At 69.5% G+C, this 14,281-nt stretch carries 8 protein-coding genes and 2 tRNA genes; 5 read left to right on the top strand and 5 right to left on the bottom strand.

Going from position 1 to position 14,281, the window contains the following annotated elements; genetic code table 11:
- Positions 1–13 precede the first annotated feature (13 nt).
- The 5 genes from ABS52_09385 (at position 14) to ABS52_09365 (ending at position 7,726) form a co-directional block, all read left to right on the top strand.
- Positions 14–1,762 (top strand): hypothetical protein, encoded by a 1,749-nt coding sequence (locus tag ABS52_09385; GenBank protein ODT03410.1) that lies wholly within the window; start codon positions 14–16, stop codon positions 1,760–1,762.
- A 323-nt stretch (positions 1,763–2,085) separates the two neighbouring features.
- Positions 2,086–3,315 (top strand): hypothetical protein, encoded by a 1,230-nt coding sequence (locus tag ABS52_09380; GenBank protein ODT03409.1) that lies wholly within the window; start codon positions 2,086–2,088, stop codon positions 3,313–3,315.
- Between the two features lie 101 nt (positions 3,316–3,416).
- On the top strand, positions 3,417–5,969 hold the full coding sequence (locus tag ABS52_09375) for a hypothetical protein (GenBank protein ODT03408.1): 2,553 nt from the start codon (positions 3,417–3,419) through the stop codon (positions 5,967–5,969).
- Positions 5,970–6,059: 90 nt separating this feature from the next.
- Entirely contained in the window at positions 6,060–6,665 is a 606-nt protein-coding gene (locus ABS52_09370; protein ODT03407.1) for a hypothetical protein, read from the top strand.
- A gap of 116 nt (positions 6,666–6,781) precedes the next feature.
- Positions 6,782–7,726 (top strand): hypothetical protein, encoded by a 945-nt coding sequence (locus ABS52_09365; protein ID ODT03406.1) that lies wholly within the window; start codon positions 6,782–6,784, stop codon positions 7,724–7,726.
- Between the two features lie 12 nt (positions 7,727–7,738).
- On the opposite strand, the gene ABS52_09360 is transcribed toward ABS52_09365, so the two are convergent.
- The 5 genes from ABS52_09360 to ABS52_09340 all read right to left on the bottom strand — a co-directional run bounded on the left by ABS52_09360 (position 7,739) and on the right by ABS52_09340 (position 12,615).
- Positions 7,739–8,383, bottom strand: coding sequence for a repressor LexA (locus tag ABS52_09360; GenBank protein ID ODT03405.1), 645 nt, complete (start codon positions 8,381–8,383; stop codon positions 7,739–7,741).
- Positions 8,380–9,828: a glutamate--tRNA ligase gene (locus tag ABS52_09355; protein ODT03480.1), complete on the bottom strand. Its 1,449-nt coding sequence runs from the start codon at positions 9,826–9,828 to the stop codon at positions 8,380–8,382. The genes ABS52_09360 and ABS52_09355 overlap by 4 nt, the downstream gene beginning before the upstream one ends.
- Positions 9,829–9,969: 141 nt before the next feature.
- Positions 9,970–10,059, bottom strand: a tRNA-Ser gene (locus ABS52_09350).
- Positions 10,060–10,171: 112 nt separating this feature from the next.
- Positions 10,172–10,254 (bottom strand) — tRNA-Ser (locus ABS52_09345).
- Between the two features lie 81 nt (positions 10,255–10,335).
- A complete protein-coding gene (locus ABS52_09340) occupies positions 10,336–12,615 on the bottom strand; it encodes a hypothetical protein (protein ID ODT03404.1) in 2,280 nt (759 codons plus the stop codon).
- Positions 12,616–14,281: the final 1,666 nt, after the last annotated feature.

The raw sequence follows: 14,281 nt of genomic DNA, 5'->3' as shown, positions 1-14,281 counted from the left end.
CGGGAGACGGGAGGTGCCGGAGCGGGAGGGATGGAGCGCCGGCGGTCGCGCCCGCACGATCCTCCTGGCCGCCTGCCTCATCGTCTCTCGCGCTTTCGTCGTCTCGGCGCAGGAGGGGAAGCCCGCCCCGCCGTCGCCGTTGGTGCAGGCGCTGGATCTGGAGAGCGCGGGGAAGTGCCGAGACGCCATCCCGCTGTACCGGCAGTCGCTCGATGCCGAGGACCCGGTGGGGGCGGTGTTGGGGCTGGAGCGGTGCCATTCGCAGGTCGGTGGGAGCGAGGCGCTGCTTCCGCTGGTCGACTCGCTCCTCGCGCGACGCCCGCGCGATCCCCTCCTTCGGACGGTGCAGCTGCGGACGCTGGTGGGGCTGCGACGCGATCGGGAGGCGGAGGCGGCGTTCGCGCAGTGGATGGCCTTTTCGCCGCGCGAGCCGGCCCCGTTTCGCGAGTACGCGCGACTCCTGCTCGAGACAGGGCGCGCGGCGGCGGCCGACACGGTGTTGCGCGGGGCGGTGCAGGTGCTGGGCGGGTCGCGGGACCTCGCGGCGGAGTTCGCTCAGATGCAAGCGGCACTTGGCCTTTGGCTCTCGTCGGCGCGGAGCTGGCGCGAGGCGAGCGAGGTGATGCCGTACATGGAGCAGGCGGCGGCGTTCTCGCTGGCGGCCGCCCCGGATTCGGTGCGGGACGGGGTGCGGGCCATCTTCGCCGCGCCGCCGGTGGCGCTGGGGGCCCGGCGCATCCTGGCCTCGCTGGAGACGCGGTGGCGCTCGGCGCGCGAGGGGTGGGCGGCGCTGTCACCGGTGGCGCCGAGCGACTCGGCGGTGCAGGCGTGGATCCAGTTTGCCGCCGAGGCGGAGCAGGGAGAGGCGTGGCTGACGGCGCGTGACGCGTACGCGGCGGCGGCGGCACGCCGTCCCGGGGACCACGCGCTGGTGGTGAAGGCGGCGACGGCGGCGCTGAACGGCGGGGAGCCGGCGTCGGCGCTGGCGTTGGTCGAGCCGCTGGCGTCGTCGGCCGACTCGGCGGCGGGTGGCGCCGTGGCGCTGCTGCAGGTGCGGGCGCTGGCGGCGCTGGGGCGCGCGCCCGAGGTGGAGGCGGTGGTGACGCGGCGCGGGGCGTTGCTGGGGCCGGAGGGTGTCCGCCAGGCGCAACGGGCGCTGGCGTGGGCGTGGATCCGCGCCGGCGACCTGGCGCGCGCGCGGCAGGCGCTTGCGGCTGGCGGCGGGGGGACGGAAGAGGACGAACGGATCGAGGGGTGGCTGGCCCTGTACGCGGGGGACCTCAAGGCGGCGCGGCGGGGGCTGCGGCGCACCGACGAGACGTCGCGCGACGTGGTGACCGCCATGGCACTCCTGTCGCGCACGCGCGCGGAGGAGTCCCCATCGATCGGGGCCGCGTTCCTCGCGCTGGCCAAGGGCGACACGGCCGGCGCCGCGCGCCGCTTCGAGGAGGCGGCGTCGGTCCTCCCGGACGCCGCGCCGTTCCTCCTGCTCACGGCGGCTCGGCTGTCGCAGGCGGCTGGCGACACGCCGCACGCCACCCTGCTGTGGGCGCGGCTGGTGGAGGGATTCGCGGATGCGCCGGAGGCGGCGGAGGCCGAGCTGGACTGGGCGCGCGTGCTGCGGCACCGCGGGGATGCGGCCGGGGCGATTGCCCGCCTCGAGCACCTGATCCTGACGTACCCGCAGAGCGCGCTGGTACCGCAGGCGCGGCGGGAGCTGGAGCTGGCGCGCGGGACGGTTCCACCGGGGGGGACGGGGTAATGGGGGGCGAGCCGGGGCACGAGGGGGTGGGGCGGCGGTGGAGGCGGTGGCGGCGGTGGTGGTGGTGGCGCTGGCGGCGGTCGCAGTCGCGGGGGGCCCCCCCTAACAACAACATGCATTCATCCACGCCTCCTTCCATCATCGCTTCCGTGCGGTCGTCATCATTCTTCCGACTCTCCCGTCGCCCGGCCCATACGCCCCCATCCCTTCCTGCGGGGAAGGACAGCGATGCCCGGCGCCCGTCGGGCCTTGCCGTGACCCGGGCTCAGCCACCGGCGCGTCGTCGCGCGGCGCGGCTCCTCACCGTCCTTGCCGCGGCGGTCGTGACGTGCGTCCCCCTCGGGGCGCGTGCGCAGCACCTGCTCGTCCCGATGGACGACAACCAGGCGAATCACCTCAAGGCGTACGGGCTCACCTTCAACGCGCTCCGCGACGGCAACAAGGCCGAATGGTTCATCAACTACCGCGGCGGGTCGTTCCTCCTCCCCGACCTCAGTGAGCTGCGCAAGCGCGCCACCCTCGACGGCGTGACCTTCGAGCCGGTCGACAACGGGCGCCTCGCCGCGATCCGCTCCGAGATCGCCTCAGGCAACATGGACGCCATCTCGCTCGAGCGGGCGCCCAAGGTGGCCATCTACCGCCCGGCCAAGTCGCCCCCGTGGGACGACGCCGTGACGCTCGCCCTGCAGTATGCGGGGATCGAGTTCGCCTCCGTGTATGACGAGGAGGTCATGGCGGGCGACCTCTCGAAATACGACTGGTTGCACCTGCACCACGAGGACTTCACCGGGCAGCAGAACAAGCTCTACCTCGGCTTCCGCGACACGCCGTGGTTCATCGAGCAGCGCGAGCGGGCCATGGCCAGCGCCCGAAAGCTCGGCTTCGCCACGATCCCCGCCATGAAGAAGGCCGTGGCGGAGAAGATGCGGCAGTTCGTCGAGCGTGGCGGCTTCCTGTTCGCCATGTGCGGGGCGACCGAGACGCTGTCGCTGGCCATCGCCGCCTACCAGACCGACATCGCCGGGAGCTTCGCCGACGGGACACCGGTGGACGAGGCGGCCGACAGCAAGATGGACTGGGATCGCTCCTTCGCCTTCAAGGACGTGCACCTCGAACCCTCGCCCTTCGTCAACTCGATGAGCGACATCGACGGGCACCAGGTCAACGTCCCCGGGCGACGGCAGCCGCTGGGGCAGTTCACGCTCTTCCAGTTCTCGGCCAAGTTCGACCCGGTCTCGTCGATGCTGGTGCAGGACCATCGTACCGTCATCCAGGACTTCTATGGCGTCACGACGTCCTTCAACAAGGCGACCATCAAGCAGGGCGTGACCGTCCTGGCGCAGGAAGAGGGGGCGCCGTGGGCCAAGTACATCCACGGCGATTACGGCAAGGGGTCGTGGACCTATCTCGGCGGCCACGACCCGGAAGATCCGCAACACAACATCGGGGCCGCCCCCACGGACCTCTCGCTGCACCCGACGTCGCCGGGCTACCGGCTGATCCTCAACAACGTGCTGTTTCCGGCGGCGAAGAAGAAGCCGCTGAAGACGTAGCCGGGGACCCGGAGGCGGGGGACGGGATCGCGACGCCGCGACAGGGACACCGTTCGCGCCGGGTCACCCCCCGGCGTTCGGCGCCCCCGCTACATTCCGGCATGCCGCCGGAGAGACCCGAAGGGAGGATTTCGCCTAACGCCGCCGCCGCCGTGCGGGCGGCCATCCGGCTGGCGGGGGGACGCGAGGTGTGCTTCGTCTGCACGGTGGACGAGCGCGACGTCATCGCGTCGGCGCGGGTCGTGGCGCGGGGCGACGTCACCTCCGTCCTCGCGCTCCCCGGATTCGCGCAGCGCGGCGAGCTCCTCCTGCACAACCACCCGTCCGGGAACCTCGCGCCGTCCGGCCCTGACCTCGACATCGCGGCGCGCATGCACGACGCCGGAGTGGGCTTCGCCATCGTCGACAACGATGCCCGCGAGGTCTACGTGGTGGTCGAGGTCCCGCGCGCCCGGCGGCGCTCGCCCCTCGACCTGCAGGCGGTCGAGGCGGTGCTGGGGGCGGGTGGCGCGGTGGCGCGGCTGCACCAGCGCTACGAGGACCGCGCCAGCCAGCGCGGCTTCGCCCGCACCATCGCCCGGCTCTACAACGGGGGCGGGATCGGCGTGCTCGAGGCGGGGACGGGGGTCGGCAAGTCGTTAGGCTACCTGGTCCCGGCGCTGCGCTGGGCGGCGCAGAACGGCGAGCGTACCGTCATCTCCACCAACACGATCAACCTCCAGGAACAGCTGGTCGGCAAGGACCTCCCGTTCCTCGCCCGGGCCCTCGACGACCAGCCGGTGCGCTACGCCCTCCTCAAGGGGTGGCACAACTACCTCTGCCTGCACCGGCTGGACCAGGCGCGAGGCGCCGGCGCGACGCTCTTCGATGCAGGGGCGGCGTCGGAGCTGGAGGCGCTGGCCAAGTGGGCCGAGCGGACGGGGGACGGGAGCCTGAGCGACCTGGCCGTCCCACCGAAGCCCGACGTCTGGGACGAGGTGGCGGCCGAGCCCGACCTCTGCCTGCGGCTGCAATGCCCGCACTTCGACCGCTGCTTCCTCTTCGCCGCCCGCCGGCAGGCGGCGCAGGCCGACGTGATCGTCGTCAACCACCACTTGCTCCTGGCGGATCTCGCCGTCCGGCGCGCCTCGCAGAAATGGGACGACGCCGCGGTCCTCCCCCCGTACTCGCGGCTGGTCGTGGACGAGGGACACCACCTCGAGGATGCCGCGGCCAGCCACCTCGGGGCCACCGCCACGCGCCGCGGGCTGCAGCGCCTCTTTGGACGCCTGGAGCGCCGCGGCAAGGGGCTCCTCCCCACCCTCGCGGCGCGCCTGGGCGCGCGGAAGGACCTGCTCAGCGTGGCCTCGCTCGACCTCGTGCACGCGCGCCTCTTTCCGTCGGCCGTCGCCGCCCGTGAGAAGGGCGGGGCGGTCTTCGACCTGCTCGACGGGGTGACGCAGGAGGCGCGCACGCCGGTATATCGACTCACCGACCAGTTCGCCGAGCACCCGGTATGGCGCGCAGGGCTCCGCGTGGCACTCGAGGACCTGCTGCGCGAGCTCGCCCTCCTGGGCGAAAACCTGCGCCTGGTGCGCGAGCGGCTGGAGACCGACGAGCAGGCGCTGGAGGCGCACGCTCCCCTCCTGGGCGAATTGCGCGGCGTGACGCGACGCCTGGAGAACGCCGGCGAGGCGCTGCGCCAGGGGCTCACCCCATCGGGACGGGGAGAGACGGTGCGCTGGCTCGAGGTGCGCGGCAAGGAGCGCAACCTCGCCGTCACCAGCGTCCCCCTCGACCTCGCCCCGATTCTCCGCGAAGACCTCTTCGCCCGCCTGGAAACCGCGATCGTCACCAGCGCCACGCTCTCGACCGACGGGAAGTTCGACTTCATCCGGACCCGCCTCGGGCTCACCGAGAGCGAAGTGGAGCCCGAGGTGCAGGTGTTCCCGTCCCCGTTCGACTACGCCACACAGGCCATGCTGGCCATCCCCACCGACACGGCGCCCCCCAACGTGGATCCGCGCGGGCACTTCGAGGCCGTGGTCGAGGCGATCGCGGTCACGGCCGGGGCGGCAGGGGGAGGCGTCTTCGCTCTCTTCACCTCACACCGCGACGTGCGCGAGGCCGCGCTCGTGCTGCGCGAACGAGCCCTGGACCAGCGATTCCCCCTGATGGTCCATGGCGAAGATGCGCGCGATTCGCTCCTCCGCCGGTTCCGCGACGCCGGCGATGCGATCCTTGTCGGGACCGCGTCGTTCTGGGAAGGGGTCGACGTACCGGGCGAAGCGCTGCGCGCCCTGGTCCTGAGCAAGCTCCCATTCAAGGTCCCGACCGAGCCGCTCACCGCGGCCCACTGCGAGGCCATCGAGGCGCGAGGGGGCGACCCGTTTCGCGAGTACATGATCCCTCATGCGGCACTGCGCCTCAAGCAGGGGTTCGGCCGCCTGATCCGCTCGGCCAGCGACCAGGGCGTCGTGGTACTGATGGACCCGCGCGCCGCGTCCAAGGCCTTCGGCCGCGAGCTCGTGGAGGGGCTCCCCCCGGCTCGCCGGGTCATCGCCCCGTGGTCGGAGGTAGCCCGCGAGATCGCCCGCTTCTACCGCCCCGTCCCCTCCGCCCACGCGCGCGCGACGAGCGTCGGCGGGGCGCGTTCAGCCAAGCGACACCGGTGACCGGACGGTAGTTTTGAGAGGCAACGCCCGCTTCTCGCCTTCTCGCCTTCTCGCCTTCTCGTCTTCTCGTCTTCTCGTCTTCTCAGAGAAATGTCCCGTCCGTCCAAGATCGTCTGCATCGGCCGCAACTACGCCGAGCATGCCCGGGAGCTCGGCAACGACGTCCCGACCGAGCCGCTGTTCTTCCTGAAGCCACCGTCGTCGCTCATCGGCGATGGTGAGGCGATCGTCCTCCCCCCGCAGTCCGAGCGCGTCGAGTTCGAGGGAGAGATCGCGGTGGTCATCGGCAAGGCGCTCCGGAACGCCTCGGAGGCGAAGGCGCTCGAGGCGATTGCTGGCGTCGTCGCGCTCAACGACGTCACGGCCCGCGACCTGCAACGCAAGGACTCGCAGTGGACGCGGGCCAAGGGGTACGACACCTTCTGCGCCGTGGGAACGCCCAGGCTCGGGACGTTCGACTTCGGGGCGCTGGAGCTCGTCACCCGGGTGAACGGGGTCGAACGGCAACGGGCGCGGGGCTCGGACATGGTGTTCTCCGTCCCGTTCCTCGTGTCGTACGTCTCGCAGGTGATGACGCTGGAGCCCGGCGACCTCGTGGCCACCGGGACGCCGGCGGGGGTCGGCCCGCTCGCGCCTGGCGATGTCGTGGAAGTGGAGATCCTGGGGGTCAGCTCCGTCAGGAACCCGGTCGCCTGACCTCCCGGCCCGGGCGGCAACACTTGTCGCCGGAAACCCGTTGACCCGGCAGGGTTACCAAGGAGAGACGCCCACGCAGGTGCGTCGCTCGCACGCCCCTCGATCCTCACCCGACGATGCTGACACTCGACAAGCGGCACAACCGAAGCGAGCCCGGCGCGGGCGCCGGGCGTTCGGCGCGTGCCGCCCTGGTCTCGGTGGTGGTGCACGTCGTCCTGGTGATGGCCCTGATCGAGGCGCTGCATTCGACCGGGGCGATCCAGCGCATCTTCGTGCGCGAGTTCATCGTGGAGCCGCCGCGTGAACGGCTCCGCTTCCTGACCGTCACCCCCCCCCGCACCACGCCCGCGACGGAGGTACCCAGCGCGGTGGCGGCTCCGGCTCCCGTCGGCGGAGCCCCGCGCGCGGGCGCGACCATGGGGAGTGGCGCCGGAGCCCCCGGGGTCCCGGCGCTTCCCTTGGCGGCGCCCAAGGAGGTGCCGGCGAGCATCCCACCGCCGGCGGCGGCAGGCTTCGACGTCAACGCGGGGACCCCGGCCGGGGGGCCGCTCGCGAGCGGGCGTGGGGCGGTGAAGGGGCTGCAGCCCGGCTATGTGGACCCGCGCCTCTGGCCCGGGGCGCCGGCGCTGGTCTACGCCCCCAAGACCGACGAGGAGCGGCTCGACTCGGCGGTGGTCACGAGCATCATGCGCTACCGCGATTCGGTGCTGGCCAATACCCACTCGCCTAACAAGTACGAGCGTGGCGACTGGACGTACGAGACCAAGGGGGGGGAGAAGTACGGGATCGACCAGCAGTACATCCGCCTCGGGAAGTTCTCGATCCCGACGGCGCTGCTCGGGCTCCTCCCGATGAACCGGATGCAGGGGAACCCGATCGAGAACGACCGGCAGGCGCGCCTGGCGGCCATGCGCGCGGACATCATGCGCGGCGCGCAGGCGGCGATGAACGAGGAGGAGTTCCGCCAGGCCGTGAAGAAGATCCGCGATCGCAAGGACAAGGAGCGCAGGGAAGCCGAGGCGCGGAAGAAGACGGAGAGCAAGACGATCTCCGGGCGCTAGGGCGGCGGTGCCCTACCCGTCGGCCCCCTCCACCTCGGGCTCGTCGTGCCAGGTGCGGAAGACGGCGGAGACGACGCCCAGGACGGAGAAGTCGTCGCTGGGGCCGAGGAAGATCTCGCGCGGTTCCCCGTTGGTGGCGGCGAGCGACAGCACGGCCCCCTGTCGCGCCACGATGCGCACCAGGACGTGCGCGCCGACGCGCGCCGCCACCAGGTCGCCCTCGCGGGCGCGGGTGGAGGGGCTCACCAGCAGCCAGTCGCCGTCGTGCACGCCGCGGGCCATCATGGCCTCGCCGCCGTGGCGGAGAAAGAACGCGTCGTCGGTGGGGACGAACGAGCGGTCCATCGCCACCCAGCGCTCGCGGTTCTCCTCCGTGAGGTACGGTTCCACCGGGTTCACGCGGGCGTAGAGCGGGACGGGTTGCACCTGCCCCATCGACGACCAGCCCACGATGCGCACCCCGCGCGAGCGTGCCCCCTCGCGCTCGATGAACCCCTTGTCGGCCAGCGACTGGAGCACCTCCGCCACCGTCTTGGTCGACTTGATGCGAAAGCGCCGCCCGATCTCCCGGACGCTGGGCTGGTAGGTGTTCTCGGCCAGGAAGTCCAGGAGGTAGTGGTAGACGCGCCGCTCGAGCGGGGTCAGGGGATCGTTCATCCCGCGGGGGCGGTGAGGTGCGCCACGGCGGCGTCGAGCCGTGCAAGCGAGCGGTCGCGCCCGATGGCGAGGAGGACGTCGAAGATCCCCGGGGTGGCGGCGACGCCGGTGAGGGCGACGCGCATGGGCTGGAAGATCTTTCCCGCGCCCACGCCCCGCGCCTCGCCTAACGCGCGCAGCGACTCCTCCATCGCCTGCGCCTCCCACGGCGCGGCCGCGAGCCGGTCATGCACGGCCTGCAGCAGCTCGGCCGTCGCCAGGCGATCCTTCCACTGTTTGGCGACCGCCTCCGGCTGGTAGGCGACGGCGTCGAGGAAGTACGGGCGGCACTGCTCCACCAGCTCGGTGACCGTGCGGGCGCGCACACGCAGGAGCTCGAGGAGGCGCCGCCACCAGTCGCGCCGCGCCTCGAGCTCCTCGCCGGTGGTGAGCCCCTCCTGCACGAGGAAGGGGCGCAGGTAGGCATCCAGCGCCTCGATGGGCGCCTGGGCCAGGTGCTGCCCGTTCATCCACTCGAGCTTCCTGGTGTCGAAGACCGCCGCCTTCTTGAGGAGCCCCTCGGCGGAGAAGGCCTCGATGAGTTCGGCGCGCGTCATCACCTCGCGGTCGCCACCCGGCGACCAGCCGAGCAGGGCGAGGAAGTTGCACATCGCGTCGGGGAGTATGCCGAGCGCCCCGTAGTCGCCCACCGCGGTGGCGCCGTGGCGCTTGGAGAGCTTCTTCCCGTCGCCCCCGAGGATCATGGGCAGGTGGGCGAACGTGGGGAGGGAGGCGCCTAACGCCTGATACAGGAGGATCTGCTTGGGCGTGTTGGAGATGTGATCGTCTCCGCGCATGACGAGGGTGATCGCCATCGCGATGTCGTCGGAGACGACGGCGAGGTTGTAGATCGGCGTTCCGTCGGAGCGCAGGATGATGAAGTCATCGAGGTCCTTGTTGGGGAACTCGATGGGGCCGTGCACGAGGTCGTCCCACCCCGTCACGCCCTCGGGGACGCGAAAGCGGATGGTGTACGGATCGCCGCGTTCCAGCCGTGCCGCGACCTCGTCCGGCGGCAGCTCCGCCAGGCGCCGGTCGAAGCGGAAGGGCACGCCACGCGACTCGGCCTCCGCGCGCATCCGGTCGAGCGCCTCGGCGGTCGTGAAGTCGCGGTAGGCTGCCCCCGAGTCCAGGAGGCGGTGCGCATCGCGCTGGTGCCGCGCCACGTTGGCGCCCTGGAAGACGACCTCCTCGTCCCAGTCGAGCCCCAGCCAGGTGAGGCCGTCGAAGATGGCGCGCGTGCTCTCCTCGGTGCTGCGGGCGCGGTCCGTGTCCTCGATTCGGAGGAGGAACTTCCCTCCCGTCTTCCTGGCGTACAGCCAGTTGAAGAGGGCGGTCCGTGCCCCCCCGACGTGAAGGTACCCGGTGGGGGAGGGAGCGAATCGGAGGCGTGGAGGCGTCGTCACGCGATGGGTGATGCGGAGATGGCGGAAGGGCGTCGCCAGCCGCCCCCGCGTGAGGCGTCGGCCGACGTGCGCCAAACGGGCGACGGGAGACGAGAGACGTTTCCGTCTCCCGTCTCCCGTCTCACTTCTGGTGTTGTCGAGCGGAGACGGAGGGATTCGAACCCTCGATACAGGTTGACCCCGTATGCCGGTTTAGCAAACCGGTGCCTTCAGCCTCTCGGCCACGTCTCCAGGATGTCTTGCGGTGTCTTGCCGGACCGGGAGGATGTTAGTCCGGGTCCGGGGGGGCGTCAACGGATCGGCGTCGACCCGTGAGCCATGTCGATCCGTGTCAGCACCGCAGCGGAGGGCGAGGGATTCGAACCCCCAAGTCCTTGCGGACGCCGGTTTTCAAGACCGGTGCAATAGCCATTCTGCCAGCCCTCCCAACCCAAGCAAGATGGTCGCCCAGCGCGCCGGGTTCAACCGCGGGCGCTGGGCGGCCACTTCCGGCCGATGAGCGGAGCCCTACTTCCGGGCGATCGACTCCTTCGGTGCCACGTCGAGCGGGACGACGGGGCGCGTGTCACCGGGCGGGGTGGCGCCGGGGATGTTGTCGAAGTTGAAGAACTCCGCGATCCGCGTGGCCTGCGCAATCTGCTTGGCCCCCGCGAGCGCCTTGCTGGCCCCGGCGGTGTCGCCCGTCACCTGCAACGCGTCGTACATCATGAAGCCGGTGGAGACGTAGAGCGCCGGGATGCCGACCGAGGCCTTGTCGGGCCACCCATTCTTGGCGATGAACGCCTGCGGCGCCGTGAACACGTTCTCCCACAGCTGCTTCGAGCGCTGGACGTCCACGAACCCCTCGCCCGGGACGATCAGTGTGTCGGGCGACTGCGTGGGGACGTGCGTTAGGAGCTTGCGGGCCAGCCCCTGCGTGATCAGGTACTGCTCGAGCCCAAGCTCGCGCCCGTAACTCCCCGCGGTGCGGGAGAAGTAGATGGGGCGCCCCGGGTTGTCCTTCACCATCTGCAGCACGAAGTAGTCGGCGCGCGTCAGGAGGCGCGGCGCGATCTTCGTGCGGATCCCGTGCGCCTCGAACAGCACCGAGTCGCGCAGCTCGAAGTACAGCGGGATCGAATCCGCCTGGTCCATGGTGAGATGCACCGGCGGCCCGGACGGCTTGGTCCAGTTGCCCCCCTTGTAGATGGCGGGCCCCTTGGCCTCGTCGTACTCCCGCACCGGGTTGCGGATCAGCTGGCGCGTGTACCAGTCGGTGTTGAGCAGCGACGTGTTGGCGACGATCACGTCCCTGCGAATCCCCTCCACCTCCTGCGCGTACCACAGCGGGAAGGTGTCGTTGTCGCCGACGGTGACCAGGATCCCGTACGGCTCCACCGAGTTGAGGAGGTCGTGGGCGAAGTTGGCGGTCGTCAGGTCACCGCGGCGGGTCGACGGGCCCCAGTTGCCGACCAGCGGGACGAATGCCAGCGCCAGCACCGGCGAGGCGAGGAGCCAGCTGCGCTTCTTCGGGAGGTCGAGGGAGTCCTTGCCCAGCTTGACCTGCTCGCTTCCGATGAGCGCCGCGATCGATTCCCAGACGAACGCCAGTCCCAGCGCGGCCCACACGGACCACGCCGAGAAGCTCCACAGGTAGAAGTAGTCGCGGTCGCGCACCTCGCGTTCTATGGAGTCGCCGAGTTCCGGTGCCTGCGAGTAGCCATACCGGAAGTTGAGGTACTTGATGAGGGCCAGCGTCATCGTGAACATCAGCGGCCCGAAGAACCAGAACGACTGGCGATCGCGCTTCCAGTGCACCCAGCCGCCGAAGAGGCCGAGGACGAGGAAGAGCGAGGCGAGGACCGCCTGCAGCGTCTGGTGCTCGCCGTACGGATCGCGCAGCCACTGCCACTTGAAGTACATCCAGTACATCCCGATCTGGGCGGGATAGACGCGGCTCGGATCGTTGGGATCCGGGGCGCCGTACTGGCCGCGATTGAAGTTGTAGACGAAGCGGTCCCACGTGACCTTGTCGAACGTGCACTTCACCGTCAGTTCCGTCGTGCACGCCGTCGGTTCTCCCTCGGCGATGGCGGGGAAGTGCGCGGCACGAATCGGCTGCGTGGCGAACGGCGTCATCCCGAACAGCACGGCCCCGACGCAGGCCAGCAGGAGCTTCCAGCGCAGGATCGTCCTGGGGCGCCGCACCATCACGGCAAAGGCGACGGCGGGGGCGGCGAGGAAGCCGGCCATGTGGTTCGAGAAGCCGAGGCCGAGCAGGTAGGCGATGAGGACGAGGAGCTTGTCCGACTTGGGACCATCCGGGTCGTCACACCAGCGGACCGTGAGCCAGGCGACGAGCGCCACGCCGATGAGGGCGACGGTGTAGACCTTCTCGTTGACGACCGACTGCGACCAGACGGTGAAGGCCGTCGCGCCGATGAGCGCGGCGAGCCCCCCGCCAACGATCCGCTGCCACCGCTCGCTGAACCAGCTCACCAGGACGCGCTCGGTGATGAGGAACCACATCGCCGCCGACGCCGCACTGCACAGCGCCGCCAGGATGTTCACGCGCATGGCGACGGTGGGGGCGATCGGGAAGATCGCGAAGACACGCCCCAGCAGGACGAACAGCGGATTCCCCGGCGGGTGCGGGAGCCCCAGGATGTACGCGGCCGCGATGTACTCGCTCGTGTCCCACATGGCCGTCGACGGGCCGATGGTGAGCATGTACAGCGTGAATACCAGGACGCCGGCAATCGCCGCGGCCAGGTAGGACGGACGGTAGTCGAGCTCAGTCTGCGACATGCGGAGAGGACGAGAAGACGAGAAGACGAGAAGTCGAGAGCACGGGAAGACGAGAACACGAGGACCGCGGCTTCCGTCTCGAGCACCCGACGAGCAGGGGAGCGCTGCCCGGTCCGGGCGGATTTCCGCTCCATATGTAGCCGCGAAGGATACGCATGGGCGACGGGGCATGGAAGCCATTGGCAAAGCGGCTCATCGCTGCCGAATCGCGCTGGCCAATTGAGAGGCTCGAAAGTTCGGAACGGCTAGGGTCAACGTGCCTTCGTCGTTCGAGGTGGCTCACGGGTTCGTAACTCATTCCGCCCATTCTTCCGTTCCTGACCGGCTCTCGAGCGAATGCCGTCATGGTGCGAACCACGCCGGTGAGAATGGCGTCTTCGCTCTCGCCCAAGCGCTCGTGGCAGCACGCTCGATGCAGTGGCGAAGAGCTGACGAGCGGCGTGTTGATCCGATTGACCGGAATTCGCTGACACGGGTGGGATCGGGTTGACGCTTCTGGGGTAGACTCGCATGTTATTAGCGTCAAGCGACCTTGCAAAAGACGCAAACGGTACTTCGCCAGACGGGAGGACGGGATGAGGAGAATGGCATTGGTGGTCGGCCTAGCGTCGGTGTTCGGTTGCTCTGAAGATCCAACTGCGGTGCGTCAGGTCGCGCTGCCGCGCGAGTCGGTGGCGCGTGGCACGCAGAACTCTGTCGCGGCGTTGCTGGGCAAGGTCGAACGTGTCGAGACGCGAGACGAGGAACTGCTTGCAATAGCGCGAGCCGCGCCAGGGTTTGCTGGCTTCGCAACCGCTGACGGCGGTCGAATCGTCGTATCCGCTACCAAGCAGGCTGATCGAGAACTCGTACTTCGAACGGCGGTCGCCTTCCTCACTCCACGGCTTGGCACGCAGCTCGAACGGGAAGCGCTTGCGTTCGCGACCGTACGAGAGGTGGATTTCGACTTCGTCCAGTTGTATGACGCATACCAGGCGCTTCGAGTCGTGGGCAGTGATCCGGGGTTCACCTCGAGCGACATCGACGAGATGCGCAATAGAATCGTGATTGGTGGTCGGGATTCTGCGGCCGTCAGTCGCATTCAGTCGGTCGCTGCGAAGGTGTCGATTTCGCCGGAATTGTTCTCGGTCGAGATTCGGCCGCCAGCATACGTCTCACTCACGAACCAGGATCAAATTCGGCCGATTCTGGCTGGTACGCAGATCATGACACCGTCCGGCGGGATTTGCACCATGGGACCAGTGCTCCACACCTCAACAGCTAATGGCGTAGACTCGTCGGAGACGTTCTTTGCAACGAACGCGCACTGCACTGATCAGTTCGGCTATGTCGATAGCGCGCAGTTCGGACAGTCGCTCGCGACGAGTCTAGTCGGCGTGGAGGTTTACGACCCCCCACTATTCGACAACTCCAGCAATTCGCAATGCGATTCGGGTAGGCTCTGTAGGTATAGCGACGCAGCTCTAGTACGTGTGAACGCTGGTATCCTTCGACAGTTTGGACAGATCGCGCGAACGCGCTCATCCAGCGACCTGACTTTGAAGTCCAACTATGTGATTCAGGGAGAGACACCATACTACTTCGTCGGGCTGGCGATGCTGTACAAGACCGGTCGTACCACTGGAACCTCCTTCGGGACGTCAGTCCAGTCTTGCGTCCGGGTTCG

This window comes from Gemmatimonadetes bacterium SCN 70-22, assembly GCA_001724275.1.
In the GTDB taxonomy this organism is placed as follows: domain Bacteria; phylum Gemmatimonadota; class Gemmatimonadetes; order Gemmatimonadales; family Gemmatimonadaceae; genus SCN-70-22.
The sequence above is the reverse complement of the archived record's forward strand: the minus strand, read 5'-3'. Positions and strand labels throughout refer to the sequence as shown.